We start from the raw sequence: 14,701 nt of genomic DNA, 5'->3' as shown, positions 1-14,701 counted from the left end.
TTGAAGAAGAATCCAAAAACCGAATATCACTGTAACAGCTGGGATGATTTTTTTATACACATTGATTCTCCTTTCGAGAGTAGTTTGTTTTTAGGTGGCATTGTCTCATATCATTGCAGAGATGAAAAGAGAGAAAGATATTAATAGGTTCTATTGCACAATTTGGTATAATTGGTCTACAAAAACGATAAATGGTAGATAAAGAATAGGAGTTGTTGAAATGAATCAAACTCTGCAAATGGGTGCCAATACCGTACTAAACTCTCCAAAGGGGCAATTATCCATCAGTTATGAAGTGTCATCTGCAATTGATATTTCTTTAACGGCGTTTCTCTTAACAGATTCAAATCTAGTTCAAGGAGATAATGGCATTATTTTTTACAATCAGCCGGAGAGTACTACGGGTGTCGCGACACTTTTACCAGCAGAGATATCAGATCAGTTGAAAAGACATCAATTGAATTTTGATATGAGCAAAGTGCCTGTCGGAATCACAAAGATGGCTATTACACTAACAGAGGATCGAGGAATCGGCTTTTCTCATGTGAAGAATCTGCAAGCAGAAATTCGAACAGGTGATGAGGTGCTATACCTAACACCAGTTAGCTTTACAAATGAAAAGGGTATTGTCGTAGTAGAGCTATACATAAGAAATAGTGAAACGAAAGCACGATCTATCTGGCGTGGCTTCGATTCTGGATTGGAAGGGCTATGCAAGCTTTATGGGGTGGAGGTTGAACCTGATGAACAGGATGTTTCTACACCTCCTCAAATGGTTTCTGAAAAACAAATTAATGAGCCTGCTCCAATGAAAACAGCCGCTAAAGAGAAAGTCGCTGCACCTATTAGCTTAGAGAAAGTTCAAGGTAAAATTAGTCTAGACAAAGGTCATAAACCGATCATCATTGAAAAAACACCAGAGATTACGGCTACAGTATCTTGGGAGTCTGGAACCGATTATGATATTTACGCATTGGTCTATACGAAGTCAGGAAAACAAATAGATGTGGCCATGTTTGGCGCAAAAGGTGTTCCCGCTCTCAAAAGTTACGGTAACGGGGCTGTTGAGCATATGGGAGATGTCGGTAGAGATCGTGAATCAATGAAAACAGAAGTCATTAAACTAAGGTTAAATGATGATATCCTTGCGGTGGTACCCGTTGTTTACTCTGCTCAATCAAATGGAACAGGTTCTTTCTATAGATATAGAGTGTCTATGAGTATCGATAATCATCAAGGAACGTCTGTCACGATTCACGCGAAACATGCAAATGACAATGATCGAATTTATTCTTGTGTTCCAGGTATTCTTCAAAACACAAATGATGGCGTGATCATCCGTCCACTAGAGCTTTACAGTAAACCAAACTCTGAGCGTAGACCGAAGTTAAAAATGAAATATTCAAATGAGATCGATGTTTTGATGGATAAAGGACCAATCAATGATTATAAGTAACGTGAACATGTGGCCAGACAGAGTATAATGAACTGTCTGGCCTTTTCTATATCTCTACAATGGATAAACTCGTTTATCCATTGTAGAGGGTAAATTGAATAGAGAGTCCATTCCATTTTTTATGTCATTTAGCCTATTTTTCCGTTTTGGAGGTCACGGTAAAATAGACTTTATGATCAATAATGGAGGGAGTGGCTTAATCTGGGCAAGATACTTGATGCAAAAGCACTAACCAGTGCCATGGATACAAGGGCAAAACACTATCAGGAACTCCGCGAACAAATGATAGATTTAAAAAAGGCACTTCAAGGTGTTGCCAACCTCGGTGACGACTTCACTGGAAAAGGTGCCGATAACATTAAAAGCTTCTACAAAGAACTCGCCGGAAATGTGGACATGTTTATCAGCTTCATCGATAAGCAAAAGGCCTTTCATGAAGGTGTTTCTGGGACGCTTGATGATACAAATTTTGGCGGCGACACCTTTGTAGAAGAACACTTTTTAGACAACGCTGTACATATGGGAATCAAGAATGCCAAAAGCATCGTGAAGGATCAAAAAAAGGCACTCAAAACGATTTTTCAAGATATTGATGACCTCATTTCTCTGGAGGTATTTGATAGTAAAACCTTTGACGAAAAGATTTCAGATGCGGAAGATGAACGGAAGAAAACGGTTAAAGATTTAATAGAACTTGATCAAAATCTAAAAGATGAATATGCTTTGTCAGAGACTGAGGAGAAGGCTACAATGGCATTGTACGCAGAAATGATCAATGCAACAAATGACGGAAAGTCCATTTCGCCTATGAATTTTGACAAGAAAGCGTATCAAAATAGCGAAATCTACAAGGCAAAAAGCGATATTGAGAAGCAAACTTCTGAATATCTAAAAATCAAAAAAGATCAAGAAGAAGCTCGCAAGATCGCAAAGGAACAAGAAGCGCTAGCCAACCGTCCGTGGTATGAAAAAGCTCTTGATTACGGAGGAAATATCGTCAATGAACTGACAGGCGTGAACGATGCAAAACGTGCCGCAACAGGTGTCGATCCGATCACAGGTGAAGAACTCACCGCAGGCCAACGAGTCGCCGCAGGCGGCATGGCAGCAGCAGGCTACATCCCGATTGTCGGCTGGGCAGGACGCATTTTTAAAGGCGGGAAAGCCGTCTATAAAACGACTCAAGCCACGTCCGCCGCAGTCAGAGCGGTCGACATTTACAAGACATCACAGAAGTCTTTCGATGCGTTGAAAACATCACAAAAAGGCTTATATGGACTCACCGTGACCAACGGCTTCAGCGAAGCGATTACGGGTCGAGATATGTTTGGAAATAAAGTCTCGAAAGAACAGCAGGAAGCGAGTATGAATGCGGCTTTGGGGATGCTTTTGCCGTTTGGGGCGAAAGGGTTTCATGGGAAGATGGGTGTGAAGGATAGTGCTGGTAAAGGTGGATTTAAACATAAGTATTCTGACAACAGCAAAAATCATCTAATACGACCAGAAGGTGTTAGTAAAACAGGTGTAAGTGGTGGTCATAATGAAAAGGAATTTTTCAATTATTTAAATGAAAAAGAAATTCCCTATAAATTGGAGAGAAAGGAACGCCATCCTTCGGTCCATGGAATAAATGATGTGTACTATAAAATAGCAAAACAAGAGCGTGGTATGTATACAAAAGAATTTAAAGCCTCTACTCATAAGAAGACTGTTTATGATGATAATGTATTTACTGATGAACAAATTTACCAATATGGACAAGAGGCAATGGAAAATGGTACTGAGTATGTAACTAGAGGCGGTCAACATGTAATACAAGGTACATCAAATGGTTTAAAATTTGAAGGATGGAAAAATCCAAAAACAGGGGAAATTGAAAGCTTGTACCCAGTATTAGAATGGAAAAAATATAGTAATTAGGAGGATCTTGATGTTAAAAAATATGCAGGCGATTATTCAAGACTTTTTTTCTTTTTTGAAGAATGATTTAGTTGAGGTGTTAGAGTGTTTGTCCCACAGAGAACCTTGGCAAGATCATATGATGGGATATGAACTTCCAGAGCATTCAGAGGATGTTGAATTTAATAATGGAGTAATGATATTTATGGACACAGCATCTTATCATGAAATTGTAATGGATAATCTAGATTTCTATAGTTGCTTGGAGGAAATTTGTATGGAGTATGTTGCTGAAACTCCAGAACAGGAGGCACAAGTTTATTTACTTTTGGACAAGGTAAAGACTACTTTAAATTTGTGAAAATTAAACCTAACTGAGTAAACCTTTAATACGAAGGTTGATTAACTTATATGAGGTATTCAAATGTATTTAAGGAGCAATATTTCGAAGTGTAGGGGAGAGATAAAAATCTTTAAAAACATCTATTTCAATTAATAAAATCAAAATGTGTAATGTTAATTGGATAAAGCTCGGAGGAGACAATAGAGTTTGTCTAATCACAAAAGGAATGTATTAAATTATGTGTTTTTCATTAGAGCATTTAAAACATCACAAAATTAAAGTTGATTGGAAAACTATATATGTAGGAATTAGGCTAGATTTGATCTCATACAAAGAAATAAGCAAGTATGCAGTGGAATACTTATCTAATCATACTGAATGTGAAAATTCTTTAATCCTAGAATTAGCTTGGGGTGCTGGCGATCCAGATGAGGATTATAGAAAACTCCAAATGATATTAGTAGAATTATACAATGATTTGGTAGAAGAAGAATCTAGCCAATGGGACATTGAAAAAAGGAAATGGAGATATGGTATAACGTCTCACTTAAAAGAAAAAAATAAGAAGTCACCTGAAGAGTTATTGGATGAATTGTGTGAAGTATACGCTGATTTTGGTTACCCTGAGGATATGGAACCATTTATTCATTATATGCCTCCTTCAGATGGTTATAATCCGTTACTATATTCAAAAGAAGAGAATATAAATAGATTAGTATCTTTTTTTGATGAGTTTTTACAAAAAGAAAAAGCAGTTGTCCAATTCGAGCAATTTTAATTACTGATTAAAGGTGACTAATGAAAATAAAACTTGAATTCGAACAAGGTGTGTCAAACTACTATAAGTGGTTAGATCAGAAAATAAATGAATGTAAACAGTTAAGTGTATATAGTATAAACGGATATCACTTTTTAAATGATGGTGGAATAGAGGCTTTTCAAAGTTATTGTCAAAATGAATTAATCGAAATTTTTAGCGGGCAATTAACTAATTACCATTTTTATATCTTTCTAAGTAAGAAAGTAAATGATGTACATTCGCGAATAGAGAGATTCCGAAAAGTATGGAAATCAATTGATTCGGAAATAAATACTTCAGGTTTTGAAAAGGGGCTAGAATTACTTTTAGATGAACAAGAAAATCAATTTTATGTCAGTATGGCCAAAGTACCTCAATCTGATTTAGATAAGGCATTGCGAATAATGGATCAGTATCAATCTAGTTGCATGATTGCCAGTAGAAAATGAGGCCGAATTGGCAATGATTTTAAATCAAGATCATACCCAGAAAATACAGGAGCGAATACAAAGCCATTCATAGTATCTCTAAAAGAGAATAATCCGTAATATTTTAAACAATCCCCACATTTGGGACTTGCCCTCCCTTTTTTGTGAGACTGGGAGCAAAAAACCGTATGAAACAGCCAGTTGTCGAAACTCTTTCGGTGACTGGTTGTTTCATTTCCCCCTTTTTTAGAGATCAAAAAAAATCATTTGTTTTGTCAGAAGGTATTTACTTTCCTGCAATCAAGAGAACATAAAAGTCAAATACATGGAGACAACTAACTAGAGCATATAGAAAAGCCTACACAACTGTTAACGGAAATGGCCTTAAGGGTGATAGCGACTCCTAAACAAGGGAGATTGCTGTTTTTCTGAGATCATGAAATTGAATTGCTCTTGATGAATGTAGATGAAGTGTTTCATCATTTAACGAAACTTCTTGAACACATCAAATGCTCAAGTGGATATGGTGATTTCATTTTAATAGCAGAGGATTTTCATTTTGGATGATGCATAGAGCGTAAAGAATATTTTTATGAGTTTAGTCTTTGGGGAATGTGAGTTTAGAGGGATTTTTTCTATCACCATTTCCCTCAAATTTAAGCAATTCACTATCATTACCTTTCACATTCATATAAAATAAGAGCTAGTGAAAATTTGAAGAGATGCTTGATAAATGAAGGGCATGTAAGCTGTGAGCTGCATGAAATGATGAGATGTTTCAAGTACGTGAAGGTTGCAAAGCTGTTTCTCCTCACGCATGAATCTTGTAAGCGTAACCATTATTTGTCACTTCATTGCAATGTGTTGAGGGGTGTGTCAGCATGAGGAATCCGTATTTGAGAACGGCTTCTAGTCTTTATATCAATTATTTTTTATTAGGTATGGTCAATATTATTTTGGCTTCTAATATGCCATTTTTGATCAAACAATTAGATACAAATAGTGCGGGGATAAGTTATATGATATCTGCACTCGGTATTGGCAGGGTGCTCACGTATGGTTTATCGGGCGTACTGTCAGATCGTTTTGGACGAAAGCCGGTCATTTTGGTTTCCGGGGTGCTGATGGCGGTGTTCCTCATTGGAATCCCGTTGTCTCCGAATTATCAAATCGCGTTTGCGTTTGCGATTTTGGCAGGGGTGGCGAATTCGGCGATGGATGCAGGGACGTATCCGGCTTTAATGGAAGCTTTTCCTCAAAACTCGGGATCTGCAAATGTGATGGTGAAGGCGTTTATTTCGATTGGGGCGACCATTCTGCCGCTCGCTATTTTCTTTTTAGCAGAGCATGATCTGTTTTATGGATTTGCGTTTTTTGTACCTGCTTTTATCTATTTAGTGAATGTGATGATGCTGTGGACATTGCCATTTCCGAATCATCGCAAGGTGGAGCAAGTTCAGGTGACGGAGCATGATGGACTTCCGCGCTTCTCATCAGAGCCTACGTTTTGGAGAGAAGGGGTCGCACTGATTGTGATCAGTTTTACATCAAATGGTCTGTACGCCTTGCCGCAAATTTGGCTGCCTACGTACGGTGAGGAAATATTGGGAATGGCTTCTGGCAGTGCTGTGAAGCTGCTTAGTTACTATAGCATGGGCGGTTTGCTGTCTGTCTTATTGCTCGCATTTCTTTTGCGCCGCATTGTTCGTCCGGTCACCGTGCTGCTATTCTATCCGATTATTACATTAGCCTCTATCTGTGTGCTATTGGTCGTGAAGTCTCCAGTCATCGGGACCGTCAATGCATTTGTATTGGGCTTTTCAACAGCGGGTGTCTTTCAGCTGACGTTAACCGTAATGGCTGAGTTCTTCTGGAAAAACAAAGGGACGATGACAGGAATTATCTCAACAGCAGGCGGAGTGTCCGCCATTGTGATTCCAGTCGTCACTGGTTTGATCGAAACCCACTCGACCATTTTGCAAATCTTTATATTTGATGCGGGTGTGGCTGTTGTGGCGATCATCGGCGCGGTGTATATCCTTTATCGATATCGCCGTGTGATGATACACGAATAAAAAAAGACGACTTCCAAAGCGGAGGTCGTCTTTTTTCTGTGTTTCGTTTAGAAACGGTCATTTTCAAATAGAATTTGTTTCACTTGTTCAACAGGCATATCCTCGCCAGTAAAGAGTTTGTACGCAAGGGCACCTTGCCATAGCATCATGCCAAGACCGTTAATCGTTTTGGCACCAGCTTCTTGTGCTTGAGCAAGAAGTTTTGTTTTTTGCGGGTTGTAGACGACATCTGTTACGATTAAGTCTTTGCGTAATACATCAAGAGTATCGTCAATAATGCTGAGCTCATCTAATGGTTTCATGCCAAGGCTTGTCCCGTTTGCTAAGATCGCACTTTCAGCTACTTCACGACGGAAAGCGTCTTTGTCTTCAAGTGGGAAGATATTCGCTTTGACACCGAATGATTTCATTTCGTTGTTGATGTAATTTACATTTTCTTCTGCTTGAACAAAGTATTGATCATTACGAGCAAAAATACTAATTTCACGAATACCTGATTGTGCAAGCTGAATGGCGATCGGTGTTGCAGCGCCGCCAGATCCAACGAGTGTAACCTTTTGTCCAGCTAATTCAACGCCGTGTTCAATTAAGTTTCTTACATAACCAAGACCATCTGTGTTGTAACCAACCAGCTTGCCATCTTTGTTCACAACTGTGTTGCTTGCGCGAGTATATTTTGCAGAATCATCTAGTTCATCTAAGTAATCGAGTACTTTCATTTTGTTCGGCATGGATACGTTAAATCCAGCTGCACCCATTGCTTTCATCCCGTTTACTGCTGCTTCTAGTTCATCATTTCCTACCTCAAAAGCAAGGTAAGCATAGTTGATTCCCGTTAGTGTATAGCCAAGGTTGTGCATCCGTGGTGACAGGCTGTGTCCGATTGGTGTTGCAAGAAGACCGACTAATTTTGTTTTTCCATCAATATTACGTTCATGTATGTTTGTCATGATTGACATCTCCTTTAATTATCTAAACAATTTTTTCATGCGTCGTAAAACAAAGACTGCTAACAATACGCTGATGACCGCAATGATCATATCAAAGAATAAAGTCATTTTAATATCGTACGTGCTGACGAGTCCGCTTGTAATCAGCGGAACAAGGATAAACGCTGAGCTTGCCGCAATGTTGACATATGATGAAGCCGTTGCTTTGTTTGTAGGGAATAATTTCATCATAATACTCATCGCCAACTGGAAAATGCCGGCTGTAAATAATCCTAAGAAAAAGGTACTAACAATGACAATGCCGTACGTTTCGATTTGAAATAGTGAAAGCATGGCAAGGAATGCCCCGATTGGGTAAATAATGGCGACCATAATCGGTGAAATGAATTTATCTAATACGATTGAAAGCAATAGAACAGATACGAGTGCACCAATACTAAAATAAGAAAGAAGCTGTGTCGCTTGTCCTGAGCCAAGCCCAATCAATTTCAACCCGAGCTGTGGAAGCCAAGTTTGCCATACGACAAATAATGAAGTAGACGTGAATCCCATAAGTACAACAGCTAAACCTTCACCAAACATTTTCGGTTCTTCCTTCATTTGCTCTTGAACGGGAAGATCGTTTTGAGAAGCCGTTTGCTTATGATTTGGGAAGGGCATAAAGATTAAGTAAATGCCTACAAGTAAATAGAGAAGTCCTAGACCAAAGAATGCCCAGCCCCAGAAGATGTCATGTGCAATAAGGAATGCCAAGATAAATGGAAGAACAGTCGCACCAATTGATACAGACGCCTTCACTAATACAGAAGCTGAACTTGCTTTTTTAGGAAATGATTCTGTCAAAGCAGGATATGTCCCTGAATCAAGCAATGAGTTTGCAATCCCTGCGGAAATGGCAAAGATGAAAGCCAATGTATAATTGGTCGTTGTTGGAATCCCAATTAAGAATAATAAGTAGAGAAAGTTACCTGTAATAATGACAGGTTTTCGCCCCCAGCTGTCTGCCAGCCGGCCAGAGAAAAAGAGAGCAATTAATTTACCGATCCCGATTGCTGATACAAGCAAGCTGATTTTTGGAATATCTACATGGTAGCGTTCAGATAAGCTTTCCATGTTTGAGGCCACAATAATATTGATCATGCCTAGCATAAAATAGTTTAAGTACATGCCAAGTGATGATTTAATGTATGGATTTTTCATGTTCCCACTCCTATATTTGAAACCCTGTTCGGGCCAAATTCTTGTTACCCTTTGTTATTTCCTTAAACGTAAATAATATTAAGTCCATCACAACACCCCTTGTGTGATTGATGAAAAAAATAATGAATATTCATCTGTTCTTCAAATAAGTACATCGTTCTACTAAATAATTAAAAATAATAACAGTTATCATAAGTTGATGGACTTCCTCGATTTGATCAGAATCAAAAGATCCATCTTTAACTGTAGTTGATATGATAAATAACGATATGTTTACAAAAGGTATAACGATATACTAAAAGAAGCAACGAGATAAATATACTCCTGTGTATAAAATGTGTCAAGTTTATGACTTTGTGATTTAAAAAAAGAAAAATGTAATAAAGAAATAGTTGACTTGCTCAATAAAAAAAGGAGAATCGCTTTGCAATTCTCCTTTTCATGATCATGTCGAGGTTTCTCGAATATGAAGTTGAGGCTTTAATATCAATCGCTGCAGTTCTTCATCCTGCTCGTTCATTTTATGATACAAAAGGTTGGCTGCTTTGACTCCAATAGATCGTGGAAATGATGAGACTGTGGTGAGCGGCGGGTGATACATCTCCGCTTCAGGGATGTTATCGAACCCAACTACATCAATGTCTTTACCAGGCTTGATGTCACGCGCTGCCAATTCTTGAATCACCCCAAACGCCACTAAATCACTGAAGCAAAAAATAGCAGTAGGTGGTTCGGGAAGGTCAATCACTTGGGCAAGGGCTTCTTTCCCGCCTTCACGGGTAGGCACCATATCAATAATAAGAGATTCATCCATCGTCAGGTCCTCATCATCATGGGCTCTTTTGAACCCTTTCATCCGTTCAATCCAAGTCGAGGAGGATTTGACTCCGCCTAAGAAAGCGATGCGGCGATGCCCTTTTTGAAGAAGATGATGGACCGCCATCCAAGTGCCTTGTTCATAATCAACGCCGACATAATCACAATGGACATCTGCTAATTCACGGTTTGCCAATACTTTTGGTGTGCGAATGTTGTTTAATTGTTTCACCGTTCGTGTCGAACTTTTCGATGCTGGATTTAAGATGATTCCACCCACTCGGTGCTCTACCATTGTGGAGATGAGCCGCTCCTGCTTATCCACACTATCAAAGGTTGTCCCAAGTAAAACGGTATAGCCAAGTGACTCAAGGGTGGTTTGCACACCGATTAAAAATTCAGAAATAAAGGTGTTTGAAATATCCGTGACGATCACACCTACAATATTTGAACTTTTCGACCGCATGTTGGCAGCGACGCGATCGTACACGTATCCCAAATCCTCCATGGATTGCAGCACTTTTTTCCGGGTGGCTTCAGAGATCCTAGGGTTGTTGCGAACAACGAGTGAGGCCGTTGAAGTCGATACACCGGCATGCCGAGCGACTTCTTGTAATGTCACACGCTGTTTGTTCATTTTTTTCATTTGTCCTCACCAACTTCATTGGATTGCCTAACTATGGTTCATCATCAAGATGGATGTCTCCACCAAACGAGCCGAACATTCTTTGTTTCATTATACCTTAATCAAGGGGTGTTGATGAAGTGATGTCATATCAGCTTCAGATAAGGAGGAAACAACATCTTAAAAGATTACCATTGACAGCTTTCTTTTAGAGGCGTAAAATATAAAATTATTCAGAAATAGCAACATTTAAAGTAAATATCGAAGGCTATGATTGCTGTGGGTCACACTATGGCAGGAGCAGCTTCTGGAGAGACCGCATGTATGTGCGGCGCCGAAGGGTTCACAATCTCAGGCAAAAGGACAGAAGAGTACGAAATATTGTATTTGTGATGCATGGATCATACTGTGTATTGCTTTTCTCTATTTTGCTATTCTTTTATGACCGTGAGATTGGAGCGCATCCAATCTCTTTTTTTATGGACTTTTTGAGAGTTCATTATTTCAGTATAGGATCGTGTCGTAGGAGGGTGTTGAAATTGGCACAACAAGAGTTAAAGCGAGATTTATCAAACCGTCATGTTCAATTAATTGCCATTGGCGGAACGATTGGAACTGGGCTGTTTTTAGGGTCTGGAAAGGCCATTCAATTGGCTGGACCATCGATCATTTTTGCGTACTTAATTGTCGGAATGGCCATCTTTTTTGTCATGAGGGCACTTGGAGAATTGCTCTTATCTAAGGCGGGCTATCAGTCTTTAACGGATATAGCAGAGGATTATCTTGGACCATGGGCTTCCTTTGTGACAGGATGGACGTATTGGTTTTGCTGGATTATGACAGCGATGGCGGATGTTATTGCGGTCGGGGTGTATGTGCAGTACTGGTTTGATATTCCGCAGTGGATTCCTGCTATTATTTGTTTATTGATTTTGCTAGGATTTAATTTATTAACGGTGAAGCTTTTTGGAGAAATGGAATTTTGGTTTGCACTGATTAAAGTGATTACGATATTACTGTTGATTGGCGTTGGAATTGTCCTGTTAATCATTGGTTTCCAAACAGATGCAGGGCCCGTGACGGTAACGAATCTGTGGTCACACGGAGGATTATTTCCAAATGGTGTGACAGGCTTCTTATTGTCATTCCAGATGGTGATTTTTGCGTATGTGGGCGTGGAACTTGTCGGTGTGTCAGCAGCAGAAACAGCGAATCCGCAAAAAAATATCCCGTCCGCGATTAATAAAATTCCATTAAGAATTCTATTTTTCTATGTAGGTGCGATTTTTGTATTACTATGCATCAACCCATGGACAGAACTCAGTGCATCAGAAAGTCCTTTTGTGAAAACCTTTGGGCTCATTGGGATACCAGTAGCGGCGGGACTCATCAACTTTGTCGTCCTGACATCTGCGGCGTCTGCTTGTAATAGCGGCATGTTCTCAACGAGCCGAATTTTGTATAATCTCAGTCATCAAAAACAAGGACCGGCATCTTTTGGCCGACTGAATAAACATGCTGTTCCAAGTAATGCCCTGTTTGTGTCGACAATTGTGGTGTCAGTAGGGGCTCTTTTAAGCAAGCTAATTCCTGAACAAGCCTTCGGTATTGTGACAACGATTAGTGCCATTTGTTTCATTTGGGTATGGAGTATTATTTTAATATGTCATTTGAAATATAAGAAGACACGTCCTGAACTGCATAAGGCGTCTACCTTTAAAGCGCCATTTACACCTTTTGTGAATATAGCGGTTCTTGTGCTCTTTGCTGCCATTCTTGTCATCATGCTTTTCGCTGATGCAACACGTCCAGCCCTGTTATTGACACCCGTATGGTTTGGGTTCTTATTTTTGATTTATGCACGACAGAAACGTCGGTCAGCATAATGAACAAAAAAGCACAGCCTTTTTAAATGGCTGTGCTTTTGCTTATTTAACGATTTCGAATCTTCAACATATAGTATGCATTAAGAATGATCAGAACAAGTCCAACGACGATGATGGAGAAGAGCTGAGAGTGATTGGCGCCAAGAGAATAGACAATCAAAATAAACATGGCACCGGTCAATAAAATATTCATCATTTGAAAAGTGTGAAAAAGCCCATCGAGCATCACATGCTTTTCGCCTTCATCAGAAATGGCGAGCAGTTTTTTGCCATAATCTTTATCGGTTGGACTAGGTAGGTGACGATTAGGATAGACGAGCTTTAGGACAGAGATCGATGCATAAGAAAGAATGACGGTGATCAAAAATAAGGCAGCATTTGCGAGAATCAGCCAGAGTGGTTGCTCGGTTACGATGGAAATACCAATTGCAATAATCGATAAAATGGTACTCACCGTATTAGCTAACGTTACATCAGTAAAGGTTCGGTACTGTTTTACCTCCAGTTCATCCTCCTCATCACCAGATACCGAAAGAGAGACTCTTTTCTTCATGCGTGAAATGCCTGAAAAACAATAAATGATGAATAGAACTGTCAAGCCAGTGATGACAAGAGTCGCTTCAAATGCAGCTTGCAGAAGTGTCAGCTCAAATTCGGCTGCCAGTAAACAGTAAGCACCGAGAAAACCAAGGAGAGCACCTAAGAGCATTTTGTATACAGTTTTCATGTGAGTTCATCCTCCTCGAATAGAAAAATTTGTTCAATGGGTTCTTGAAAAATACGTGAAAGCCTCATAGCAAGTAAGAGAGACGGCATTAATTCATCTCGTTCCATTAAGCTGATCGTCTGGCGGGAAACCTTTGCCCGTTTCGCAAGCTCCGTTTGGTTTAAACCATCACGTGCCCGCAGCTCTTTTAGCCGATTTTTCATTCTGTCACCTCAACTCTGATCAAAATGTTATCTTGATTGTAAAGTATTATATTCATTTTGACAAGTATAGTTGTCAAAATGATAAAAATAATTGTCAGAAAGATCGCCTTTATTCAAAAGGAAATCAATGATACGCTAAAGAAAAGAGAAACGGAAAATAGGTGATGCCCATGTTCATTGATCAATTAAAAAGTGACTTACATCAATCACAGCCGCTATTTATCGGAGAAGAGACAGCGTTCAAAGCGGCAGTCCTTGTCCCTTTGGTGCAAGTAAACGGGGAATGGCATGTTTTATTTGAAGTGCGATCACTGACGATGAGAAAACAGCCTGGCGATATTAGCTTCCCTGGCGGCAAACTCGACGGCGACGAAACCGCACAAGAAGCTGCACTGCGGGAAACATATGAAGAACTAGGGATTCCGCCCGAATCCGTCAAGGTGTTAGGACAGCTCAGTCCTTATATTGCCTCTCCATCCTTTGTGGTATATCCATTTGTCGGAATCATTGATGAACAGCAGGTCAAACATTCCTTTAATCAAGAAGAAGTAGAGGAGACCTTTACTGTGCCTCTATCATGGCTCAGCCAATACGAACCATACTTACACCATGTATCGGTGCAGCCAACACCAGGAGAGGACTTTCCTTATGAAAAAATCATGAATGGTGAAAAATACAGCTGGGGGAGTCGTTCGATTGAGGAGTGGTTTTATGATTACGATCGTTACACCATTTGGGGATTAACTGCCCGCATATTAAAACATTTTGTGATGGTTGCAAAAAGAAATTCCTAGAGAATCAGCTCTAGGAATTTGTTGTGGAAAGGCGTTCTTTTGCGGTTTCTTTTCCTTTCCCTTTTCCAATTAGGATGGGTGCTTTAGCTTGGCTCAATCCATATGAAGGCATGTTCACGTAGATAGATTCATATGATCCGGCTTGAATTTGATACGTTTCATGATAAATTCCGACCGCGTCATTATTTCGTGCTCTTTGGTTAAATCCTTTCCAAGCAGCCAAATGCTTCTCCATCTTGGCGTAGGCAAGGAGATCATCTGTTGATTTCCAATATTGGATCATGGTGGTGGTGCGTAAACCGAAGTAATTTTCTGTCCCGAGAAAACCAAGCTCTTCTTGATGTGTATAAAGTTCTTTGATCATCCCCGGCATCGCCTTAAATACTGGCAACCATTGATGGACAGCCCAGCGTTTATTGATTCTCATTCCGATAATGAACACAACAATCGGCTCAGAATTGTCTGTTGTATACCTGCCAGCACGTATATTTTTTTTCATT

The 14,701-nt window shown here is 39.6% G+C and carries 15 protein-coding genes and 1 riboswitch; of the genes, 9 read left to right on the top strand and 6 right to left on the bottom strand.

From position 1 onward, the window contains the following. Positions 1-220 precede the first annotated feature (220 nt). The 7 genes from AC0VYC_RS18695 to AC0VYC_RS18665 all read left to right on the top strand — a co-directional run bounded on the left by AC0VYC_RS18695 (position 221) and on the right by AC0VYC_RS18665 (position 7,000). Positions 221-1,456 (top strand): TerD family protein, encoded by a 1,236-nt coding sequence (locus tag AC0VYC_RS18695; protein WP_135009489.1) that lies wholly within the window; start codon positions 221-223, stop codon positions 1,454-1,456. A gap of 240 nt (positions 1,457-1,696) precedes the next feature. Further along, positions 1,697-3,376, top strand: coding sequence for a T7SS effector LXG polymorphic toxin (locus AC0VYC_RS18690; protein WP_475389049.1), 1,680 nt, complete (start codon positions 1,697-1,699; stop codon positions 3,374-3,376). Between the two features lie 10 nt (positions 3,377-3,386). Continuing rightward, entirely contained in the window at positions 3,387-3,716 is a 330-nt protein-coding gene (locus tag AC0VYC_RS18685; protein WP_024720470.1) for a hypothetical protein, read from the top strand. 220 nt (positions 3,717-3,936) lie between these two features. Then, positions 3,937-4,476: a DUF2247 family protein gene (locus AC0VYC_RS18680; protein ID WP_144678996.1), complete on the top strand. Its 540-nt coding sequence runs from the start codon at positions 3,937-3,939 to the stop codon at positions 4,474-4,476. 20 nt (positions 4,477-4,496) lie between these two features. After that, positions 4,497-4,946 carry a hypothetical protein gene (locus tag AC0VYC_RS18675; RefSeq protein ID WP_475389047.1) on the top strand — a complete coding sequence of 150 codons (450 nt, stop codon included), beginning with the start codon at positions 4,497-4,499 and terminating at the stop codon, positions 4,944-4,946. Positions 4,947-5,372: 426 nt separating this feature from the next. Continuing rightward, positions 5,373-5,492 (top strand): YxiF family protein, encoded by a 120-nt coding sequence (locus AC0VYC_RS18670; protein WP_475389045.1) that lies wholly within the window; start codon positions 5,373-5,375, stop codon positions 5,490-5,492. A gap of 314 nt (positions 5,493-5,806) precedes the next feature. Beyond that, a complete protein-coding gene (locus AC0VYC_RS18665) occupies positions 5,807-7,000 on the top strand; it encodes an MFS transporter (RefSeq protein ID WP_041092675.1) in 1,194 nt (397 codons plus the stop codon). Positions 7,001-7,047: 47 nt separating this feature from the next. Here the strand turns inward: AC0VYC_RS18665 and AC0VYC_RS18660 are convergent, their stop codons facing one another. The 3 genes from AC0VYC_RS18660 to AC0VYC_RS18650 all read right to left on the bottom strand — a co-directional run bounded on the left by AC0VYC_RS18660 (position 7,048) and on the right by AC0VYC_RS18650 (position 10,612). Further along, positions 7,048-7,950: a shikimate 5-dehydrogenase gene (locus tag AC0VYC_RS18660; protein ID WP_008344408.1), complete on the bottom strand. Its 903-nt coding sequence runs from the start codon at positions 7,948-7,950 to the stop codon at positions 7,048-7,050. An 18-nt stretch (positions 7,951-7,968) separates the two neighbouring features. Further along, positions 7,969-9,150 (bottom strand): MFS transporter, encoded by a 1,182-nt coding sequence (locus AC0VYC_RS18655; protein WP_335350473.1) that lies wholly within the window; start codon positions 9,148-9,150, stop codon positions 7,969-7,971. 445 nt (positions 9,151-9,595) lie between these two features. Beyond that, positions 9,596-10,612, bottom strand: a complete 1,017-nt coding sequence (locus tag AC0VYC_RS18650; RefSeq protein WP_256688869.1) for a LacI family DNA-binding transcriptional regulator — start codon at positions 10,610-10,612, stop codon at positions 9,596-9,598. 276 nt (positions 10,613-10,888) lie between these two features. Next, positions 10,889-10,968: riboswitch (glycine riboswitch) on the top strand. Positions 10,969-11,130: 162 nt separating this feature from the next. Here AC0VYC_RS18650 and AC0VYC_RS18645 point away from each other — a divergent pair. Further along, entirely contained in the window at positions 11,131-12,477 is a 1,347-nt protein-coding gene (locus AC0VYC_RS18645; protein ID WP_047946697.1) for an amino acid permease, read from the top strand. Between the two features lie 46 nt (positions 12,478-12,523). Here the strand turns inward: AC0VYC_RS18645 and AC0VYC_RS18640 are convergent, their stop codons facing one another. Continuing rightward, complete coding sequence (locus AC0VYC_RS18640) at positions 12,524-13,204, bottom strand: DUF3169 family protein (RefSeq protein ID WP_076821448.1); 681 nt, start codon at positions 13,202-13,204, stop codon at positions 12,524-12,526. Further along, positions 13,201-13,407 carry a helix-turn-helix transcriptional regulator gene (locus AC0VYC_RS18635; protein ID WP_025208285.1) on the bottom strand — a complete coding sequence of 69 codons (207 nt, stop codon included), beginning with the start codon at positions 13,405-13,407 and terminating at the stop codon, positions 13,201-13,203. Before AC0VYC_RS18635 ends, AC0VYC_RS18640 begins: the two co-directional genes overlap by 4 nt. Before the next feature lie 170 nt (positions 13,408-13,577). On the opposite strand from AC0VYC_RS18635, the gene AC0VYC_RS18630 reads away from it, so the two are divergent. Next, positions 13,578-14,201 (top strand): NUDIX hydrolase, encoded by a 624-nt coding sequence (locus AC0VYC_RS18630; protein WP_024720463.1) that lies wholly within the window; start codon positions 13,578-13,580, stop codon positions 14,199-14,201. 10 nt (positions 14,202-14,211) lie between these two features. On the opposite strand, the gene AC0VYC_RS18625 is transcribed toward AC0VYC_RS18630, so the two are convergent. Further along, complete coding sequence (locus AC0VYC_RS18625) at positions 14,212-14,700, bottom strand: DUF4188 domain-containing protein (RefSeq protein WP_024720462.1); 489 nt, start codon at positions 14,698-14,700, stop codon at positions 14,212-14,214. Position 14,701 lies beyond the last annotated feature (1 nt).

It is taken from the genome of Bacillus sp. iso_77, from assembly GCF_056173625.1.
Note: the sequence above shows the minus strand (reverse complement) of the source record. Positions and strands in the feature narration are given on the sequence as shown.